Raw genomic sequence first — 16,942 nt, 5'->3', positions numbered from 1 at the left:
ATTGTGCACTAATCTAAGTTGTACATTAATCTAAAAGCTGTAAATTAATATATCAATTTGAACATCTCTTTGCTTAATAAGGAATTTGCAGCAAAATTTTATAATATAATAACAAGTATAAATAATTTTAAATAAAATATGATATTTTTTGCAAAAGAAAAATGCTTAAGGATAATAAGCATTTTTCTCTAATCTTTAGGAGGTAATTGTGAAATTTATTACCTATTTTAATATGATTATTAGTAATTTAATTATATTAAGTTTTAACATTCTAAAAGTTACAATAATATAAATTAAATATTACAAATTGGTTAAAATACTCTTTGTGGATAAATAATCACTATCTTGGGATTTTTTAAATGAATAATCTTATTTTTATTCATTTAAATCAATTTTCTTACCACTTAGAAGATAAATTGTCCATTCACATATATTAGTAGTATGATCCCCAATTCTTTCTAGGAACTTACAAACAAATAACAATCTTGTAGCTTGCTCTACTACTTCTGGTTTCTTAGTCATTATCATCAAAAGTTCTGAAAATACATTGTTATATAATTTATCAACCTGATCATCCATACGACAAATCTCTAGTGCCTTTTCCTCACTTTTATTTAAGTATGCTTCAATTGAGCCCTCTATCATCTTACTAACTAGAACTCCCATTTTAGATATATCTCTAAGTTCCTTTATATATTCTTCGTCACAAAGTTGTAATGTAATTTTTGAAATGTCCACTGCGTGATCTGCAATTCTTTCAAGATCTGTTACAATTTTGCTTATAGTAAATATAGTTCTTAGATCAGTAGCTAATGGTTGTCTCGTAGCTATTAAAGTCACACAATTATCTCCTATATCATTTTCAAAATCATCAATTATATCATCTTTTTTAATTATATCTTTTGCCAAGTTCACATCTTGCTTTATAAGGGCATCCATTGTGTCCTTTATTTGCTCACCTACTGCTAAAGTCATATTAGATAATTGATTTTGAAGCTCTAATAATTCTGTATCAAAGGATTTTCTTGACATTATTTCACCACCTAACTTATTCTTCCTGTAATATAATCTTCTGTTCTATTGTCCTTAGGCTTATAAAAAAGCTCCTTAGTCTTTCCATACTCTATAATTTCTCCATTAAAAAAGAATGCAGTATAATCTGAAATTCTAGCTGCTTGCTGCATATTATGAGTTACTATAACAATAGTGTATTCACTTCTTAAATTATCCATAAGTTCTTCAATTTTCGAAGTTGAAATAGGATCTAAGGCTGAAGTAGGCTCATCCATAAGTATCACTTTAGGCTTAACTGCTATTGTTCTAGCAATACATAATCTCTGCTGCTGTCCACCAGACAGTGATAATGCACTTTTATTAAGTCTATCTTTAACTTCATCATATAAGTTTACAGCCTTTAAGCTTTCTTCTACTATTTTATCTAAAAGTTTTTTATCTTTAATTCCATGGATTTTAGGGCCATAAACTATGTTTTCATATATAGACTTAGGGAAAACATTAGGTTTTTGAAATACCATACCTATCTCTTTTCTAAGACTTATAACATCGTACTCATATATATTATCATCTAAATAGCTTATGTTTCCTTTAATAGTTACATTATCTATAAAATCATTCATTCTATTTAATGTTCTTAAAAATGTAGACTTCCCACAGCCTGAAGGACCAATAAGAGCTGTTATCTTATTTTCCATTATCTCCATATTTATATTTTTTAAAGCTTGCATTTCGCCATAAAATAAATTTAAATTCTCTACTTTAATATTATTCATATTCTGCCTCCAGTTATATTAACCAAATCTACCTGAAATATAATCCTCTGTCTTTTTATTTTTAGGATTAAAAAAAATATTATTAGTAATATCCATTTCTATAAGTTCACCATTTAAAAAGAACGCTGTATAATCCGAAGTTCTTGCAGCTTGCTCCATATTATGAGTAACTACAACTACTGTGTAATTTTCCTTTAACTCTTCCATAAGCTCTTCAATTTTTAATGTTGAAATAGGATCTAGCGCTGAAGTTGGCTCATCCATAAGAATTACATCTGGTTTAGAAGCTAATGCTCTTGCAATACATAGTCTTTGCTGTTGTCCTCCAGATAATCTAAAAGCTGATTTATCTAGAACATCTTTTACTTCATTCCAAAGTGCAGCTCTTTTTAAGCTACTTTCCACTATTTCATCTAGTTTATTTTTATCCTTTATTCCATATCTCTTAGGACCATAAATTACATTTTCATATATAGACTTTGGAAAAACGTTAGGTTTTTGAAATACCATGCCTACTGACTTTCTAAGTTCAATTGTATCTATATTTTCAGTTAAGATATCATTATTATTTATAAGAATTTTTCCTTCATACTTTACGTCATTTATAAAATCATTCATTCTATTTAAGCTTCTTAAAAATGTAGATTTGCCACATCCCGAAGGACCTATTAATGCAGTTATTTTTCTTTCTTCAATCTGCAAATTTATATTATCTAAGGCTTTTTTTTCACCATAGTGAAAGCTAAAATTCTCAACTTTTATTTTAGAAGTCATATTATCTCTCCTAGTCTTAATGTAGATTCTTATTATATTTATTTCTTAATAATATTGCTATACTGTTAGCAGTTAATAAAATTACAAGTAGCACTATTATTCCTGATGCTGCCAATTGTTGAAACTCTGCTTGCGGCCTTGAAGTCCAATTATAAATTTGTATTGGTAGNNTGGTAGTGCTGTATATGAACTTGTAAGTCCACTTGGTAAAAAGGCTACATAGCTTAAAGCTCCTACCATGATAAGTGGCGCAGATTCCCCTAATGCTCTTGATATTGAAAGTATTGTGCCTGTTAATATACTTGGCATTGCATAAGGTAAAATAACTCCTGTTATACTTTGCCATTTTGAAACTCCCAATGCATAAGAACCCTCTTTAATAGCAATAGGTACATTTCTAAGGGCTTCTGCTGTAGTAATTATTATAGTAGGCAATATTAATAAGGATAATGTTAATGCTCCAGTGAGCATCCCTCTACCTAATACTACTACAAAGACTCCTAATCCAAGCATTCCATAAACTATAGATGGCACCCCTGCCAAGTTAGAAATATTAAGTTCTAAAAATTCTCTTAATCTACTTTTTTTCATGTACTCTTCAATATATATAGCAGTTCCAATTCCTATAGGAAGAGAAATTAATGCTGTCAAAAATATTAAATAAATACTTCCAACAAAAGCTGGTAATATTCCAGCCCTACTTACAATTCTTGATGGAAAACTAGTTAAAAAGCTTATATTTAAATATTTAATTCCATCTTTTATTATAGAAAACATAAGAAATACTAAAGTCATTAACGCAAGTAATGTACACGTTAGAAATATGGATTTACATAATGCATTTTTTATTTTTCTTCGTTTTAAATTGTTTTCTTCCTTAATTCTATGATTTTTCTTAGAGGAGGTTTTATTCATGGCATATCCTTCATTAGACATTTTGAAGCTCCTTTCCTTTTTTAACTACTTTTTTAGCAATGATATTTAATACAAATGTAAGTAAAAACAATACTGTTCCTACCGCAAAAATAGTTTGATATTCTGTAGTCCCTCTTTGCACATCACCCATTGCTACATTAACCATATATCCTGTCATTGTTTGTATACTTTTAAGTGGATTTAAAGTTAATGATGGTCTAGATCCTGCTGCAATTGCGACTATCATAGTTTCTCCTATTGCTCTTGAAATAGCTAATATAAAAGATGATACAATTCCTGATATTGCTCCTGGTATAACTATTTTTGTTACTACTTCCAATTTTGTTGCTCCTAATGCATAAGCACCGTCTCTTACAGATGAGGATATAGAACTCATAGCATCCTCACTCAAAGATGAAATCATAGGTATAATCATTATTCCTACAGCAATTCCTGCGCTTAGAGCATTAAATATCTCTATATTAGGAAAGACTTTTTGAAGTAAGGGTGTTATAAATGTCAGTGCAAAATATCCATAAACTATAGATGGTATACCCGCTAGAATTTCCACCATTGGTTTAAGTATATTTTTTACTTTTTTTGGTGCATATTCACTTAGATAAATTGCTGCTCCTAACCCTATAGGAATAGCAATTGTAATTGCAGTAACTCCAATTATTAATGTGCCGTTTAATAGTGGCATTATTCCAAAATGCTTAGGCTCTAAAAGAGGAGTCCAACTCTTCTCTGTAAAAAATCTTACAATTCCTATATCTCTAAAAAATATAAAGGATTCTTTAGATAAAATTGCTATAATTGCTATGGTTGTTAATACAGTTAACAATGTAAATCCCTGCAAAAACTTTTCTATTATGAACTCTTTTTTGTTAATATTTCTCCTTTTAGATGACATATGTTTTCCTCCTACAGTGTTCCTTGTGTTATTGATTTAATTATATGGTTTTAATGTTAACTTCCTTATAACTAATGTTAAGACAAGGTTAACAGAATGTTAGATTTTATTAATTTAACCTCAAATTAAGTAATTTATTAAAATTCCTTTATTTTATAAATTAAAGTAGGGATAGCCTACAGGCTATCCCCTTATTATCTATCTTTAACTAATCTATTCTATCTTTCCTAATTCAACATTATAATCTTCATCTGGTAACTCTACATATCCAACTTCTGATATAATAGATTTTCCTTCACCTAAATAGAACTTTAAGAATTCTTTAACTTCTTCTCTTTTTAGTGACTCATTATTTACATATAAAAATAATGGTCTTGATAATGGAGCATAGCTTCCATCTTTTATAGTTTCAAAACTAGGTTCAATTCCACCTTTGCCATTATCAATTTTAACAGCCTTTAGTTTATCCGCATTTTCTTCATAATATGAATATCCAAAGAAGCCCATGGTATTTTTATTTCCTGCGACGCCTTGTACTAAAGTATTAGGATCTGCATTAGGAGTTATATCCTGTCTTATTGCACCACTTTTTCCATTTATCTCTTCTGTGAAATAATCAAAAGTACCTGAATCCGTTCCTGGGGAATAAAATTTAATTTCTTCTGCTGGCCATTCGCCTCTTATATCCTTCCAAGTCTTGACCTTGCTATCAGGAGACCATATATTTTTTATCTCATCTACTGTTAGTGTATCTACCCATGTGTTGTCCTTATTGACTGCTAAAGTAATTCCATCAAAAGCAATTCTAAAATCTGTGTAACTAACACCATTCTTTTCAGCCTCTGACTTTTCTTTATCTTTAATTGCTCTTGAAGCATCATTCATGTCTATTTCTTTAGTAACAAATCTTTTAAATCCTCCACCAGTTCCAGATATTCCAATAGGAATTTTAACATCTCTGTGAATTTTATTAAATTCTTCTGCCATTCCCTCTGTAATAGGTGCTACAGTTGAAGAACCATCAATTTTTATCTCTCCAGTTAGTGAAGATGCTCCCTCTTTCTTACTGCAACCTATAAACATTCCTGTTAAAGTTACTACTAATAGAGAAGTAAGTATAAGTTTAATTGATTGTCTTTTCATTTTGTTTCCTCCTAGAAATATATGTTATTATTTCTTTCAAATTTTCCTTACAACTTCATTTTATAGGAGTTTTATTAAGCAAGCTTTATCATCTTGTTAATTAAAGTTTACTTAATGTTAAGTATTATTTACAATCAGAGCCTGACCTATACAATTAACAATTTTTGAAGCTACGCAGTAGCTTCTTATAAAAAAAACTAGCAATATAATTGCTAGTAAAAAAATATATTTAGAGAGATTAATTTTTAATTGTCCATCGTCAATTCTCCATTAATTTAACTATAAGGTATAGCTATAATAAATTTTGTTCCCTTGTTTAATTCACTTTCTACAGATATATTACCGTTAAAACCTAACACAATATGTTTAACTATTGCGAGGCCTAGCCCAGTTCCACCCTTAGCTCTAGATCTCGCCTTATCCACTCTATAGAACCTCTCAAACAAACGTGATATATGATCTTTAGATATTCCTATCCCTTTGTCTTCTACCTCAATAATGCATTGACTATCCTTATAATATCTATTAATAATAATCTCTTCACTTTCAGAATACTTAATTGCATTATCAACTAAATTAATAAGCATCTGTTTAAACTTATCATTGTCTCCAACTAAATTAGGAACATTTTCTCCTTTTATTACAATGTTTACATCTTTCTTCTCTCCTACATTTTTCATAAGAGCATCAACATGAGAGATTATTCTATTTACATCAACTATTTCTTTTTTAAAGTCTTTTTGTAATTCAATATCAGAAAGAATTAATATGTCGGATATAAGCCTAGTAAGCCTATCTGCTTCCTCCTCAATTATATCTAAAAACTTATCTCTAGTTTCTGTATCATCAACATATCTTAAAGTTTCTGTAAATCCTTTAATAGAGGTTAAAGGCGTTTTTAATTCATGAGACACATTAGCCACAAATTCCGTTCTGACATTTTCTAATTTCTTAACATCTGTCACATCCTGTATTACAGCTACTTTACCAATATGATGATTTCTATTTATAATATCTGCAGTTCTAACTCTTAAATATGCTTCTTTAGGATAATCTATTTTAACTTCTTTATAATGATCATCTATATTCTTAAAAATCGTATTTATATCAAAATTTTTGAAAATTGTGTTTATATTTTTGCCTATAACATCTTCATTAATTCCAAAAATTTTTTCCGTATATGCATTAACTATAATTATATTATCATTAATATCTATAGCAATAACACCACTATCCATACTTTGAAGTATAGCAGATAATCTGTTTTGTTTTTCTTTAACTTCATTTAAACTATATTCTAGTTTATTTGCCATTTTATTAAAACTTGTACCTAAATGGCCTATTTCATCCTTAGAAGTTACCTTAACCCTTCTATCGAGCTCACCTTGTGCTATCATAGAAGTAGTATTTTCTAAGTCCATAATAGGCTTTACGATTATATAAGACAACTTTGAGGATACCCATATTGTAATTAAAAGTATAACTCCCACTACCGTTACATAGGTGAATATATATTCACCATTAATTCCTTTAACTGGCTCGGAAGTCCTTATAATGTAATTGTCAAACTTTGATGCATAATAAACAGTGTCTGCATCTAAGCTTTTACTAACTCTTATTCCATAACCTTCACCGCTAACTAATGCCTCTTTAAATTCTGATCTTTCTTTATGATTTTCTAAATTATCTTTATCTACTTTAGAATCAAACTTTACATTTCCTTCGATATCTAATATTGTAACTCTTATATTTAAATCATCAAGTTTCTTGAACAATGTTTTATTATTATCAATTTCATTAACTTTAATAAACTCCATTATAATTCCATTGTAGTTTTTTAAATTTTCTTTTACATTTTCCTGTCTTTGATAATTTAATATAGTTATAAATAAAATCGTCACAAATCCAAAAATAAATATCATGGAAGATAAAATATAAAACATTAATTTCTTCTTCATGAAATTAGTTTACTCACTTCCCTCAGAATAGTTGAATTTATATCCTATTCCTCTTATTGTTTGAATAAATACAGGATTTTTATCATTATTCTCAATCTTTTGTCTTAAATGCCTTACATGAACATCTACAGTTCGAGTTTCCCCTACATACTCATATCCCCATATTTTATCCAAAAGAAAATCTCTAGTCATAACCCTTCCACGATTTTTAATAAGTATTTCTAAAAGCTCAAATTCTTTTAAAGTGAGCTCCACTTTTTCTTCATTTCTCTTTACTTCATGCTTTTCAAAATCTATAACTACATCACCAAATTTGAAATTGTTATCCTCATATTTTACTATAGTTCTTCTAAGAATAGCTTTAACTCTTGCCATAAGCTCCCTAACAGAAAAAGGTTTTGTTATATAATCATCTGCTCCAAGTTCTAAGCCTAATATTTTATCTAATTCCTCACTCTTTGCAGTAATCATTATGATTGGCATAGAAGAGATGATTGGTTCCTTTCTAATTTCCTTACAAACTTCAAGTCCATCCATTCCTGGAAGCATTAAATCTAACAAAAGTAGATCAGGCATTTTTTCCTTTGCAATTTTTAAGCCTAAGTCTCCAGTATTAGCCGTTAGAACTTTATACCCATTTTTCTCAAGATTAAACTTTATAAGTTCCACTATATGTTCTTCATCATCTACTACTAAAATCTTTTTTTCTGCCATAAGTTTTCCTCCATTATTCAATATATACGAAAGAAAATAATCTTCCCTCTTTTTCATGTTCTTTTCTATAAGAATATAACTCATATTCACTATTACAATAAGTGCATATATCTGTAGAATAAATATTGTCTTTTTTAATATTAAAGTTCGCAAGCTGTACCCGTATACATTCTTGTAAGTTTAAATGTCGTCCATTATTTATATTTTCATATTTATAAATAGGAAGAGATTTAAATTTTTCTATCAATTCTTCACTTACCTCATAACAGCATTCTTTATTATGAGGGCCTATATATATTCTTAAGTTCTCTTTATCACAATGATATTTTTCAATGATTTTTTCTATAGTTTTTGTAACAATAAGATTAAATGTACCTTTCCATCCACTGTGTATTGCAGCTACTACTTTCTTTTTATTATCTACAATTATTACAGGTACACAATCTGCAGTGAAAACTCCTATTGCTGTTTTATTCTTAGAAGTTATAATCCCGTCTCCATTTAAATCATTTATATTGTTATTTTCATAAATATAAACTATATCACTGTGAGTTTGATTTAGATAAACAACTTCATCTAATTCAAATAAACTTTTTAGATTATTTAAATTATTTTGTCCTTCTTTTGTTCTTTTATTAAAGTTTAAATTATTTTTTGATGTTGAAAAAACTATATTTATATTTTCTTCTTTATATGTTACAAATTCATAGTCACTAATATTTAGCTTTGTCATGTTGTTCCTCCTAGTTTCTACTTTGATAATATCATTTAACGTAATATACTGTAATAGCTTCTTCTATCTTTTAACTTTTATTTAACATAAAATTTTTAGATTTCATCTAAAATTTTACATAGAAAAAAAGTAAAATACTTTTAAAGTATTCTACTTATGACTCATAAGATTTCTAATTTCATGCATAAAAGTATTTATGTCTTCAAATTGCCTGTATACAGAAGCAAACCTAACATAGGCAACTTCATCTATAGTTTTTAACTTCTCTAATACCATTTCACCTATATCTTCCGAGTTAATTTCTGTGATCATTTTATTGTTTAAAGATTTCTCTATATCATTGGTGATATTTTCAATCACAGCTCTAGATACAGGTCTTTTTTGGCAAGCAATAACTAATCCCCTTATTATTTTATCTCTGCTAAAGAACTCTCTATTTAAATCCCTTTTAATGACTAATACCGGAATATCTTCTATCTTCTCATAGGTGGTATATCGTTTGTTACAGCGAAGACATTCTCTTCTTCTTCTTATTGCAACATTATCATCAGTGGATCTTGAGTCAACTACTTTACTTTCTTCACCGTTACAAAATGGACATTTCACTTCTCTTCACTACCTTTTTAAAGAATTTTATATAGTTAATTATACACATATTTTAATAAAATTCCATAAAAAAATAAAATATCTCCTATTCTTCCATTATATCTATATATCCTTCTCCATCAACTAATATTACATCAATACCTATTTTTCTAATATTTTCCCAAGGAATTTCAATATCATTATTTTTATTAAACCATCCACCTTTTTCTTGAGAAGGTATTACAATTGACAATACTCTATAAACTTCACAATCTATTTTTAAATCTTTTATATATCCAAGTTTTGATCCTGAATTTATATCTATAACTTCCATCATCTTTAAACTATTTATTGCATACATTGTATTTTCCATAATATCCTCCCATATTTTTTCTCTATGCTAATATATATTTTAAAGTAAAATATATATTCTTATGAATCTAAAATAATTAATTAAAGATATTTTTATAAATATTGCTTAAAATTAATTTCTACCATAATTATAAATTGTCCATTTTAATTCTCATTGATTAAAGCTGTAAATTAGGATATTTAAAGATGTGCTATACATTAATTTCTAAAATAATATATGCAAAACTTATTAATCGGTTATTTTTCAATATGCTTCATTTAAAGAAGCTTGTACTTAAAAACTGCTTAATTTTTGATATTTGAAGATTTTATGAAACTTTTAATAAATATCTTTAATAAGAAAAAATAGAGCCTATATAGGCTCTTTAAACATATTTTCTCATATGCTTTAATGCTGTCTTTTCTAATCGTGATACCTGTGCTTGAGAAATACCTATCTCATCTGCTACCTCCATTTGAGTTCTCCCATCAAAAAATCTTAAATTTAATATTAATTTCTCTCTATCATTTAATTTTTTCATAGCTTCTTTTATAGATATATTTTCAAGCCAACTATCATCTAAATTCTTATTATCACTAATTTGATCCATAACATAGATAGCATCTCCACCATCATGATAAATTGGTTCAAACAAAGAAACTGGATCTTGAATAGCATCAAGTGCAAAAACTACTTCTTCTCTTGATACTTGAAGCTCTTTTGCTATTTGCGAAACAGTAGGTTCTTTATTATCCTTATTAACTAATCTATCCCTAACTTGAAGTGCTTTATATGCAATATCTCTAAGTGATCTACTAACTCTTATAGAGTTATTATCTCTTAAATATCTCCTTATTTCACCAATAATCATTGGAACAGCATAAGTAGAAAACTTAACGTTTTGGCTTAGATCAAAATTGTCAATGGCTTTTATTAATCCTATACATCCTACTTGAAATAAATCGTCAACATTTTCTCCCCTATTATTAAAACGTTGAATAACGCTAAGTACCAGTCTTAAATTTCCTTTTATAAATTTTTCTCTGGACTCTTCATCTCCATCCTGCATTTTTAAAAGCAATTCCTTCATCTCTTTTTCCTTTAAAACTGGTAGTTTTGACGTGTTTACCCCACATATTTCTACTTTATTTATCATCATAAGGTCACCATTCCCTTCAGAGTAATTGCATTTTAATTATCTCCTTATGTGATGACTTTTATACTAAGGACAACTTTACAACATTTTATTAATTTCTTTTTTTAATCTTTTTATAATTCTTTTTTCTAATCTAGAAATATATGATTGTGATATACCAAGTATATCTGCTACTTCTTTTTGAGTTTTTTCTGCATATCCATTAAGACCAAATCTTAACTCAACAATTTCTTTTTCTCTATCATTTAATTTTTCCATTGCCAAAACCAATAATTGCTTGTCAACCTCATCTTCAATAAGGTTATAAACTACATCACTTTCAGTACCTAATATATCCGATAATAAAAGTTCATTTCCATCCCAATCAATATTCAGTGGTTCATAAAATGATATCTCTGTCTTGATTTTACTATTTCTCCTTAAATACATAAGTATTTCATTTTCAATACATCTTGAAGCATATGTAGCAAGCTTAATCTTCTTTTCAGGATCAAATGTATTTACAGCTTTAATAAGCCCTATAGTGCCTACAGAAATTAAATCTTCTACGTTCACTCCTGTGTTTTCAAACTTCCTAGCAATGTATACAACTAGTCTTAAGTTTCTTTCTATAAGTATAGCTCTGATGCTTTCGTCTCCTAAAACTAAATCCTGTACTAACTTATCTTCCTCTTCTTTAGTAAGTGGTGGGGGTAATGCATCATTTCCTCCTATATAATAAACCTTTTTATAAAAAATTTTTATTTTGCCTAAAAAGTTGCTCAATCCACTTATTAATTTGTTAAAAAAGACTTTAATTTTCACTTAAATACCCCCGATCAAATTATTATGCCTCTTGGCAATAGTGCATTATAGTCATTGTATTTACTAAGTTTATTATCACAAAAAGCTATAATTGCATCTTTTAAAATTATATTTTCATCAAAAATAATACTCACACTATCAGGCTTAAATCCTTCTAGCTTTCCATCTTTGCCGTTTACCACTGAATAACCTATCATGTATTTTGCATAACTGTTTAATTCCAATTCCTTTAATGCATCTTTTTCTACTATAATTACTGGTAAATTAGTAATAGGCTCTCTTAATTCATTACCTGTATCTAAAAATCCTTTAACACTTAATTTTTGATTATTAACAAAGATATCAATAGTACAAATATAGTTATATAATATTTTTCTATCTTTTATATATACTACAACTCTATTAATAATTAAGTATAGAACCATTATAGATAAGGCTAATTTTTCATAATTAAATTTAAACATGTGATGAGTAAATAACAAATTAGGATCATTGTTTAGTGAAAAGTAATAGGTAGTTCCCGCAAGCAACATAGAATAAAGTATATAAATTAAAGTACCTTTAATGCAAATTAATTTGCTTTCTTTTCTTAAACAAATTATTATCATTATAAAAGCAATGATTATATTAACTAATTTACTTTTAAGAAACATAAGTCTTGGAATAAACATCACCAAAACGTACAAGCTTCCAAAAGCTGCTGCAATAATCTCTTTTGTAAACTTTGTTTTCTTCTTTATAGTTTGAAGAGTAATACATAAGATGAATAAATTAACCAAAAAATTTTTAAATAAAATTTCATCTAAATAAACAACCAAAATTATTCCTCCTCTAAGGAATATTATACATGTAATAGAGTATAAAATTTGTAAAATTTTACCTGTATTTCTGAGATTATTCATTTTTTTTTACGCCAAATTATGATTATTTTCCCAAATAATTTTTATATACATAAATTTAAGTATTTTATTATTTAAATTAAAGCTGCTTAATTACTAATTATAGAAACTTCATTTTCATGCAATTAAGCATCAAAAATGTATAATCATAGAAAGTTCCCCTTATATTAAAGAAATTTTAAATTAATTTATTTTAGGTTGTATCATATTTTTCTATAAAAAAACTAGCAATATAATTGCTAGTTAAAAAATTGATTCAATTAAATTTAGAAATAATGTGTTATTTTGGAAAAAGAAAAGCAAATGTAATTTTACATTTGCCTTAAAATTATCTATTTGTATTTCTTCTTAACCATGTTGGTACTGAATAATTTTCTTCTTCATATTTCTCTTCTGTTGCTGCTACTTCCTCTTTAGGAACATTTCTTGAAGGAACTATTGTATCAGTCTTTAAATGATTAGTTGTATTTTGAGGAACTTTATCACATTCAAATCCAGTTGCTATAACAGTTATTCTTATTTCTTCTTTTAAACTCTCATCAATAACTGCACCAAATATAATGTTTGCATCTGGGTCTGCAGCTTCTTGAACTATTTGCGCAGCTTCACTGATTTCCAATAATGATAAATCAGCTCCTCCAGTAACATTTAATAGCACTCCTGTTGCACCAACAATTGAAGTTTCAAGAAGAGGGCTTGATATAGCTTCTTTCGCTGCTTCTTGCGCTCTATTATCACCTCTACCTGCACCTACTCCCATATGAGCCAGTCCTTTGTCTAACATTATTGTACTAATATCAGCAAAGTCCAAGTTTATAAGTCCTGGTATAGTAATAAGATCTGATATACCCTGAACACCTTGTCTTAATACCTCATCCGCTTTCTTGAAAGATTCAACTAATGTAGTTTTTTTATCTACCATGCTTAATAATCTTTCATTTGGTATTGTTACCAAAGTATCAACTGATTCCTTTAATGCTTTAATTCCAGTTTCAGCATGGATCATTCTTTTTCTACCTTCAAATATAAATGGTTTAGTAATAACCCCTATTGTCAATATTCCCATTGACTTAGCAATTTCTGCTACTACTGGTGCTGCACCAGTACCTGTACCACCGCCCATACCAGCAGTAATAAATACCATGTCTGCACCTTTTAATGCTTGTACAATTTCCTCTTTACTTTCTTCTGCTGCTTTCCTTCCAATTTCAGGATTAGCACCTGCACCTAATCCTCTAGTAAGCTTCTCACCTAATTGAATTTTTTGTGATGCTTTTGATAAAGCTAATGCTTGCTTGTCTGTATTTATTCCTATGAACTCTACATTCTTAAGTCCTTCTTCAATCATTCTATTTACAGCGTTGTTTCCTCCGCCTCCACATCCAATTACCTTTATCTGGCATAAATCTCTGTCTTGAACATCAAAATCTAGCACAATACTACCTCCTCATTAGAAAAAATCTGATAAAAACGATTTTATTTTGGATGAAAATGTCTCTTTTACACTCTTACTTGACTTCTTATCGTCTAAGTTTTTGGGTTTGTTATTCTCTTCTACCTTCTCTATAACTTTCATATTCAATGATAATTCTTTTATAATACCTGTAGCTGTTGTATATATTGGATTAGCAGCTCCTACATAAGATGGAGTACCTATTCTACATGACTTGTCCAATATATTTGAAACTAAATCAGTAACACTCCTATATAGTGAAATACCACCACCACATATTACAATAGAGCTTATTTCATTATAATATCCAGTTTTAATTAAATCTCGTTTAACTAAAACTATTATTTCTTTAACTCTTTCTGCAACTATTTCAACTAATGTATTATAATCTACTTCTAATAACTCTCCATTTTCTGATGAATAAATCTTTAATTTATAATCTGGTGATATATCATCTTTAAATAGCCTTCCGCTTTTAATTTTTAAATTCTCTGCATCCTCACGAGAAATTTTAAGACAAATAGATATGTCACTAGTTATAGTTTCACCACCTAGAGGTATACTAGATGCATAGTTTAGTTTATTATTTTTAAATATGGAAATATCTGAAGTCTCAGCACCTATGTCTATAAGTACTACTCCTTCTGTAAGTTCTTCAGATTTTAACATATCCTTTGATACTCCTAAAGAATCTACAACTACACTCTTAACTTTTACTTTTGCTTCATTCATAGCTTTTCTGTAGTTATCAATTATTTCCTTTGATGCAACTAACACCTGAGCGTTAACTCCTAAAGTACGACCTAATAACCCTACTGGATTATTTATGTTACCCACTTCATTGATTGAATATTCCACAGGGTTTATTGCTACTACTTCCATGCCTCTAGAAGCTTCAACTTCAAGTCTCATCACATTAATAACACTATCAATGTCTTCTCTCTTTATTTCTCTATCTTGGGAAGATAAAGTTAATACTTCTCTTTCCTCAACTATTTCACATAATGATACAGGTATAGAAATATATGCCTCTTCTATAGTAGTACCAACAATATTTTCTAGTTGTTTTACTGTATCAGAAATAGCTTTGGCTGTACTTTCTACATCTTCAAGTAAACCCTTTTTTATCCCCTTGCATTTAGATGTAGTAATTCCTAAAACTTGAAGCTTTCCTATACCATCTAAATCTCCAACTACACCACATACTTTGGATGCTCCAATGTCTATTCCAACTATGTAATTGCTCACTTAAATTATCCCCCCTTAAGAGAAGCTTCAAAAGTATATATTCAACAAAAAACTTATTTTTCCTCTAAAATAACTTATTTTTTAGAGAATATCATGTTAAAATATAAACTTCTATTTTTAGTATAATTGCTTTGTAAATAAAATGCAATATTTCACTAAAAACCATCTATTTTTATTTCCGCTTATATAAAAAATAGATGGGCTAATGCTCTCATCTATAGCAAATATAAAGATTACTTATTTAATAAAGTCATATTTTATTAAATAAGATTATCTTTAAGTTCTAATTTGATTTCTTTCCTAGGCAATAAATTTGCATATTGTAATTTACTGGTATTATAAAACTACCAGTATACACATTAATAATAACAGATTCTACATTTGCATATCAATACTATAATATATTTTTCTTGATATATTGTAGTTTTTTGAAAACCTTTCAAATTGTTAGAAAATATTTAAAAAAACTTTTTCATCTATCTTTTAATTAGATAAGTATGCAAAAAAATAACTAACCAAATATATGATTAGTTATTTTTTAATACTCTTTAAGTAAGTTTATAATACTTCTTTCCATATTTCTATAGCTTTATAAGCCTGACTATAAAGCATATCCATTCCATTTATAGTTCTTGCACCATACTTTTCTCCTAATTCCATAAACTTAGTAACCTTAGGATTATAATTCAAGTCATAAAAAACTATATTCTTATTACAATTCTTTATTTTTATAGGACAACTTTCTATATAGTTTGCGCCACCTAATGGTGTACAGTTAATTACTATGTCATAATCATCTAAATCCAACTCATCTTCAAAGCTAAAAAACTTATCTATATAGATGCTATGATCTTTTATGGATTCTTTTTTTCTAAGTACCATATGTATTTCATCTACACCTGAGTCCTTTACTCCATAAAGCACAGCTTTAGCAGCTCCTCCACTGCCAATAATTAAAGATTTTTTCCCTTGAAGATTAATATTATTTATTTTTAAACTTTCAATAAAGCCAAAATAGTCGGTATTATATCCTATAAGTCTATTATTATTAATTACGACTGTATTAACTGCTTTAATCATGTTTGCAGGATAGGCTAGTTCTTGCAAGAAGTCTATAATATACTCTTTATATGGAATAGTAACATTAACTCCTACTATATTATTACTTGGTAACTCTTCTAAAAATTTTTTCACTTCACTTTGTTGTATATCAAATATTTTATATTCTAGGTCTATATTGTTCTCCTTATAATATTCATTATGAATAGGAGGTGACAAAGTATATTGTATATTTCTTCCTAATAGTCCACTAAAATTCATTGTATCACCTCCTTCAAGTTTTATATTATTTTAAATTTAATATTAAATGTAAAACATAACTATAAAATTAATTAAGTAAGGATGAGAACCTGATTATAGGGATACAATACGAAAACTTAATATATACTCTGGAAAATAAATTTTCTATAAAAATAGATTAATCTCTTAGAAATTAAGGATTAATA

The 16,942-nt window shown here is 28.0% G+C and carries 17 protein-coding genes; all 17 read right to left on the bottom strand.

All coding sequences use genetic code 11. The annotated features are described in order from the left end of the window. Window positions 1-375: 375 nt before the first annotated feature. The 17 genes from phoU to B2W91_RS11815 all read right to left on the bottom strand — a co-directional run bounded on the left by phoU (window position 376) and on the right by B2W91_RS11815 (window position 16,757). Window positions 376-1,032, bottom strand: coding sequence for a phosphate signaling complex protein PhoU (gene phoU / locus B2W91_RS11895; protein ID WP_291581192.1), 657 nt, complete (start codon window positions 1,030-1,032; stop codon window positions 376-378). Window positions 1,033-1,043: 11 nt separating this feature from the next. Further along, window positions 1,044-1,790 carry a phosphate ABC transporter ATP-binding protein PstB gene (gene pstB, locus B2W91_RS11890; RefSeq protein WP_291581189.1) on the bottom strand — a complete coding sequence of 249 codons (747 nt, stop codon included), beginning with the start codon at window positions 1,788-1,790 and terminating at the stop codon, window positions 1,044-1,046. Window positions 1,791-1,808: 18 nt separating this feature from the next. Continuing rightward, window positions 1,809-2,564 (bottom strand): phosphate ABC transporter ATP-binding protein PstB, encoded by a 756-nt coding sequence (gene pstB / locus B2W91_RS11885; RefSeq protein ID WP_291581186.1) that lies wholly within the window; start codon window positions 2,562-2,564, stop codon window positions 1,809-1,811. A 96-nt stretch (window positions 2,565-2,660) separates the two neighbouring features. Beyond that, window positions 2,661-3,341, bottom strand: coding sequence for a phosphate ABC transporter permease PstA (pstA, locus tag B2W91_RS11880; RefSeq protein ID WP_422653273.1), 681 nt, complete (start codon window positions 3,339-3,341; stop codon window positions 2,661-2,663). A 151-nt stretch (window positions 3,342-3,492) separates the two neighbouring features. Further along, on the bottom strand, window positions 3,493-4,392 hold the full coding sequence (gene pstC, locus B2W91_RS11875) for a phosphate ABC transporter permease subunit PstC (RefSeq protein ID WP_291581183.1): 900 nt from the start codon (window positions 4,390-4,392) through the stop codon (window positions 3,493-3,495). 213 nt (window positions 4,393-4,605) lie between these two features. After that, entirely contained in the window at window positions 4,606-5,535 is a 930-nt protein-coding gene (locus B2W91_RS11870) for a PstS family phosphate ABC transporter substrate-binding protein (RefSeq protein ID WP_291581180.1), read from the bottom strand. Window positions 5,536-5,810: 275 nt separating this feature from the next. After that, on the bottom strand, window positions 5,811-7,493 hold the full coding sequence (locus tag B2W91_RS11865) for a HAMP domain-containing sensor histidine kinase (protein ID WP_291581170.1): 1,683 nt from the start codon (window positions 7,491-7,493) through the stop codon (window positions 5,811-5,813). A 9-nt stretch (window positions 7,494-7,502) separates the two neighbouring features. Beyond that, the gene (locus B2W91_RS11860; protein WP_291581167.1) at window positions 7,503-8,207 is read right to left on the bottom strand and encodes a response regulator transcription factor; all 705 of its coding nucleotides are present in this window, start codon (window positions 8,205-8,207) and stop codon (window positions 7,503-7,505) included. 13 nt (window positions 8,208-8,220) lie between these two features. Then, window positions 8,221-8,940 (bottom strand): peptidoglycan editing factor PgeF, encoded by a 720-nt coding sequence (gene pgeF / locus B2W91_RS11855; RefSeq protein ID WP_291581166.1) that lies wholly within the window; start codon window positions 8,938-8,940, stop codon window positions 8,221-8,223. Window positions 8,941-9,090: 150 nt separating this feature from the next. Beyond that, the gene (nrdR, locus tag B2W91_RS11850) at window positions 9,091-9,546 is read right to left on the bottom strand and encodes a transcriptional regulator NrdR (protein ID WP_291581163.1); all 456 of its coding nucleotides are present in this window, start codon (window positions 9,544-9,546) and stop codon (window positions 9,091-9,093) included. 85 nt (window positions 9,547-9,631) lie between these two features. Further along, window positions 9,632-9,898: a YlmC/YmxH family sporulation protein gene (locus tag B2W91_RS11845; RefSeq protein WP_039631453.1), complete on the bottom strand. Its 267-nt coding sequence runs from the start codon at window positions 9,896-9,898 to the stop codon at window positions 9,632-9,634. A gap of 364 nt (window positions 9,899-10,262) precedes the next feature. Then, window positions 10,263-11,036, bottom strand: a complete 774-nt coding sequence (gene sigG / locus B2W91_RS11840; RefSeq protein ID WP_291581159.1) for an RNA polymerase sporulation sigma factor SigG — start codon at window positions 11,034-11,036, stop codon at window positions 10,263-10,265. A gap of 75 nt (window positions 11,037-11,111) precedes the next feature. Further along, window positions 11,112-11,807, bottom strand: coding sequence for an RNA polymerase sporulation sigma factor SigE (sigE, locus tag B2W91_RS11835; RefSeq protein WP_291581221.1), 696 nt, complete (start codon window positions 11,805-11,807; stop codon window positions 11,112-11,114). A gap of 44 nt (window positions 11,808-11,851) precedes the next feature. Then, entirely contained in the window at window positions 11,852-12,655 is an 804-nt protein-coding gene (spoIIGA, locus tag B2W91_RS11830; RefSeq protein ID WP_291581157.1) for a sigma-E processing peptidase SpoIIGA, read from the bottom strand. A gap of 409 nt (window positions 12,656-13,064) precedes the next feature. Further along, complete coding sequence (ftsZ, locus tag B2W91_RS11825) at window positions 13,065-14,171, bottom strand: cell division protein FtsZ (RefSeq protein ID WP_291581155.1); 1,107 nt, start codon at window positions 14,169-14,171, stop codon at window positions 13,065-13,067. Between the two features lie 15 nt (window positions 14,172-14,186). Then, window positions 14,187-15,437, bottom strand: coding sequence for a cell division protein FtsA (gene ftsA, locus B2W91_RS11820; RefSeq protein WP_291581153.1), 1,251 nt, complete (start codon window positions 15,435-15,437; stop codon window positions 14,187-14,189). 558 nt (window positions 15,438-15,995) lie between these two features. Then, on the bottom strand, window positions 15,996-16,757 hold the full coding sequence (locus tag B2W91_RS11815; RefSeq protein WP_291581151.1) for a shikimate dehydrogenase family protein: 762 nt from the start codon (window positions 16,755-16,757) through the stop codon (window positions 15,996-15,998). Window positions 16,758-16,942: the final 185 nt, after the last annotated feature.

The sequence above is a fragment of the Clostridium sp. UBA6640 genome, from assembly GCF_002455975.1.
Classification (GTDB): Bacteria; Bacillota; Clostridia; order Clostridiales; family Clostridiaceae; genus Clostridium_J.
Note: the sequence above shows the minus strand (reverse complement) of the source record. Positions and strands in the feature narration are given on the sequence as shown.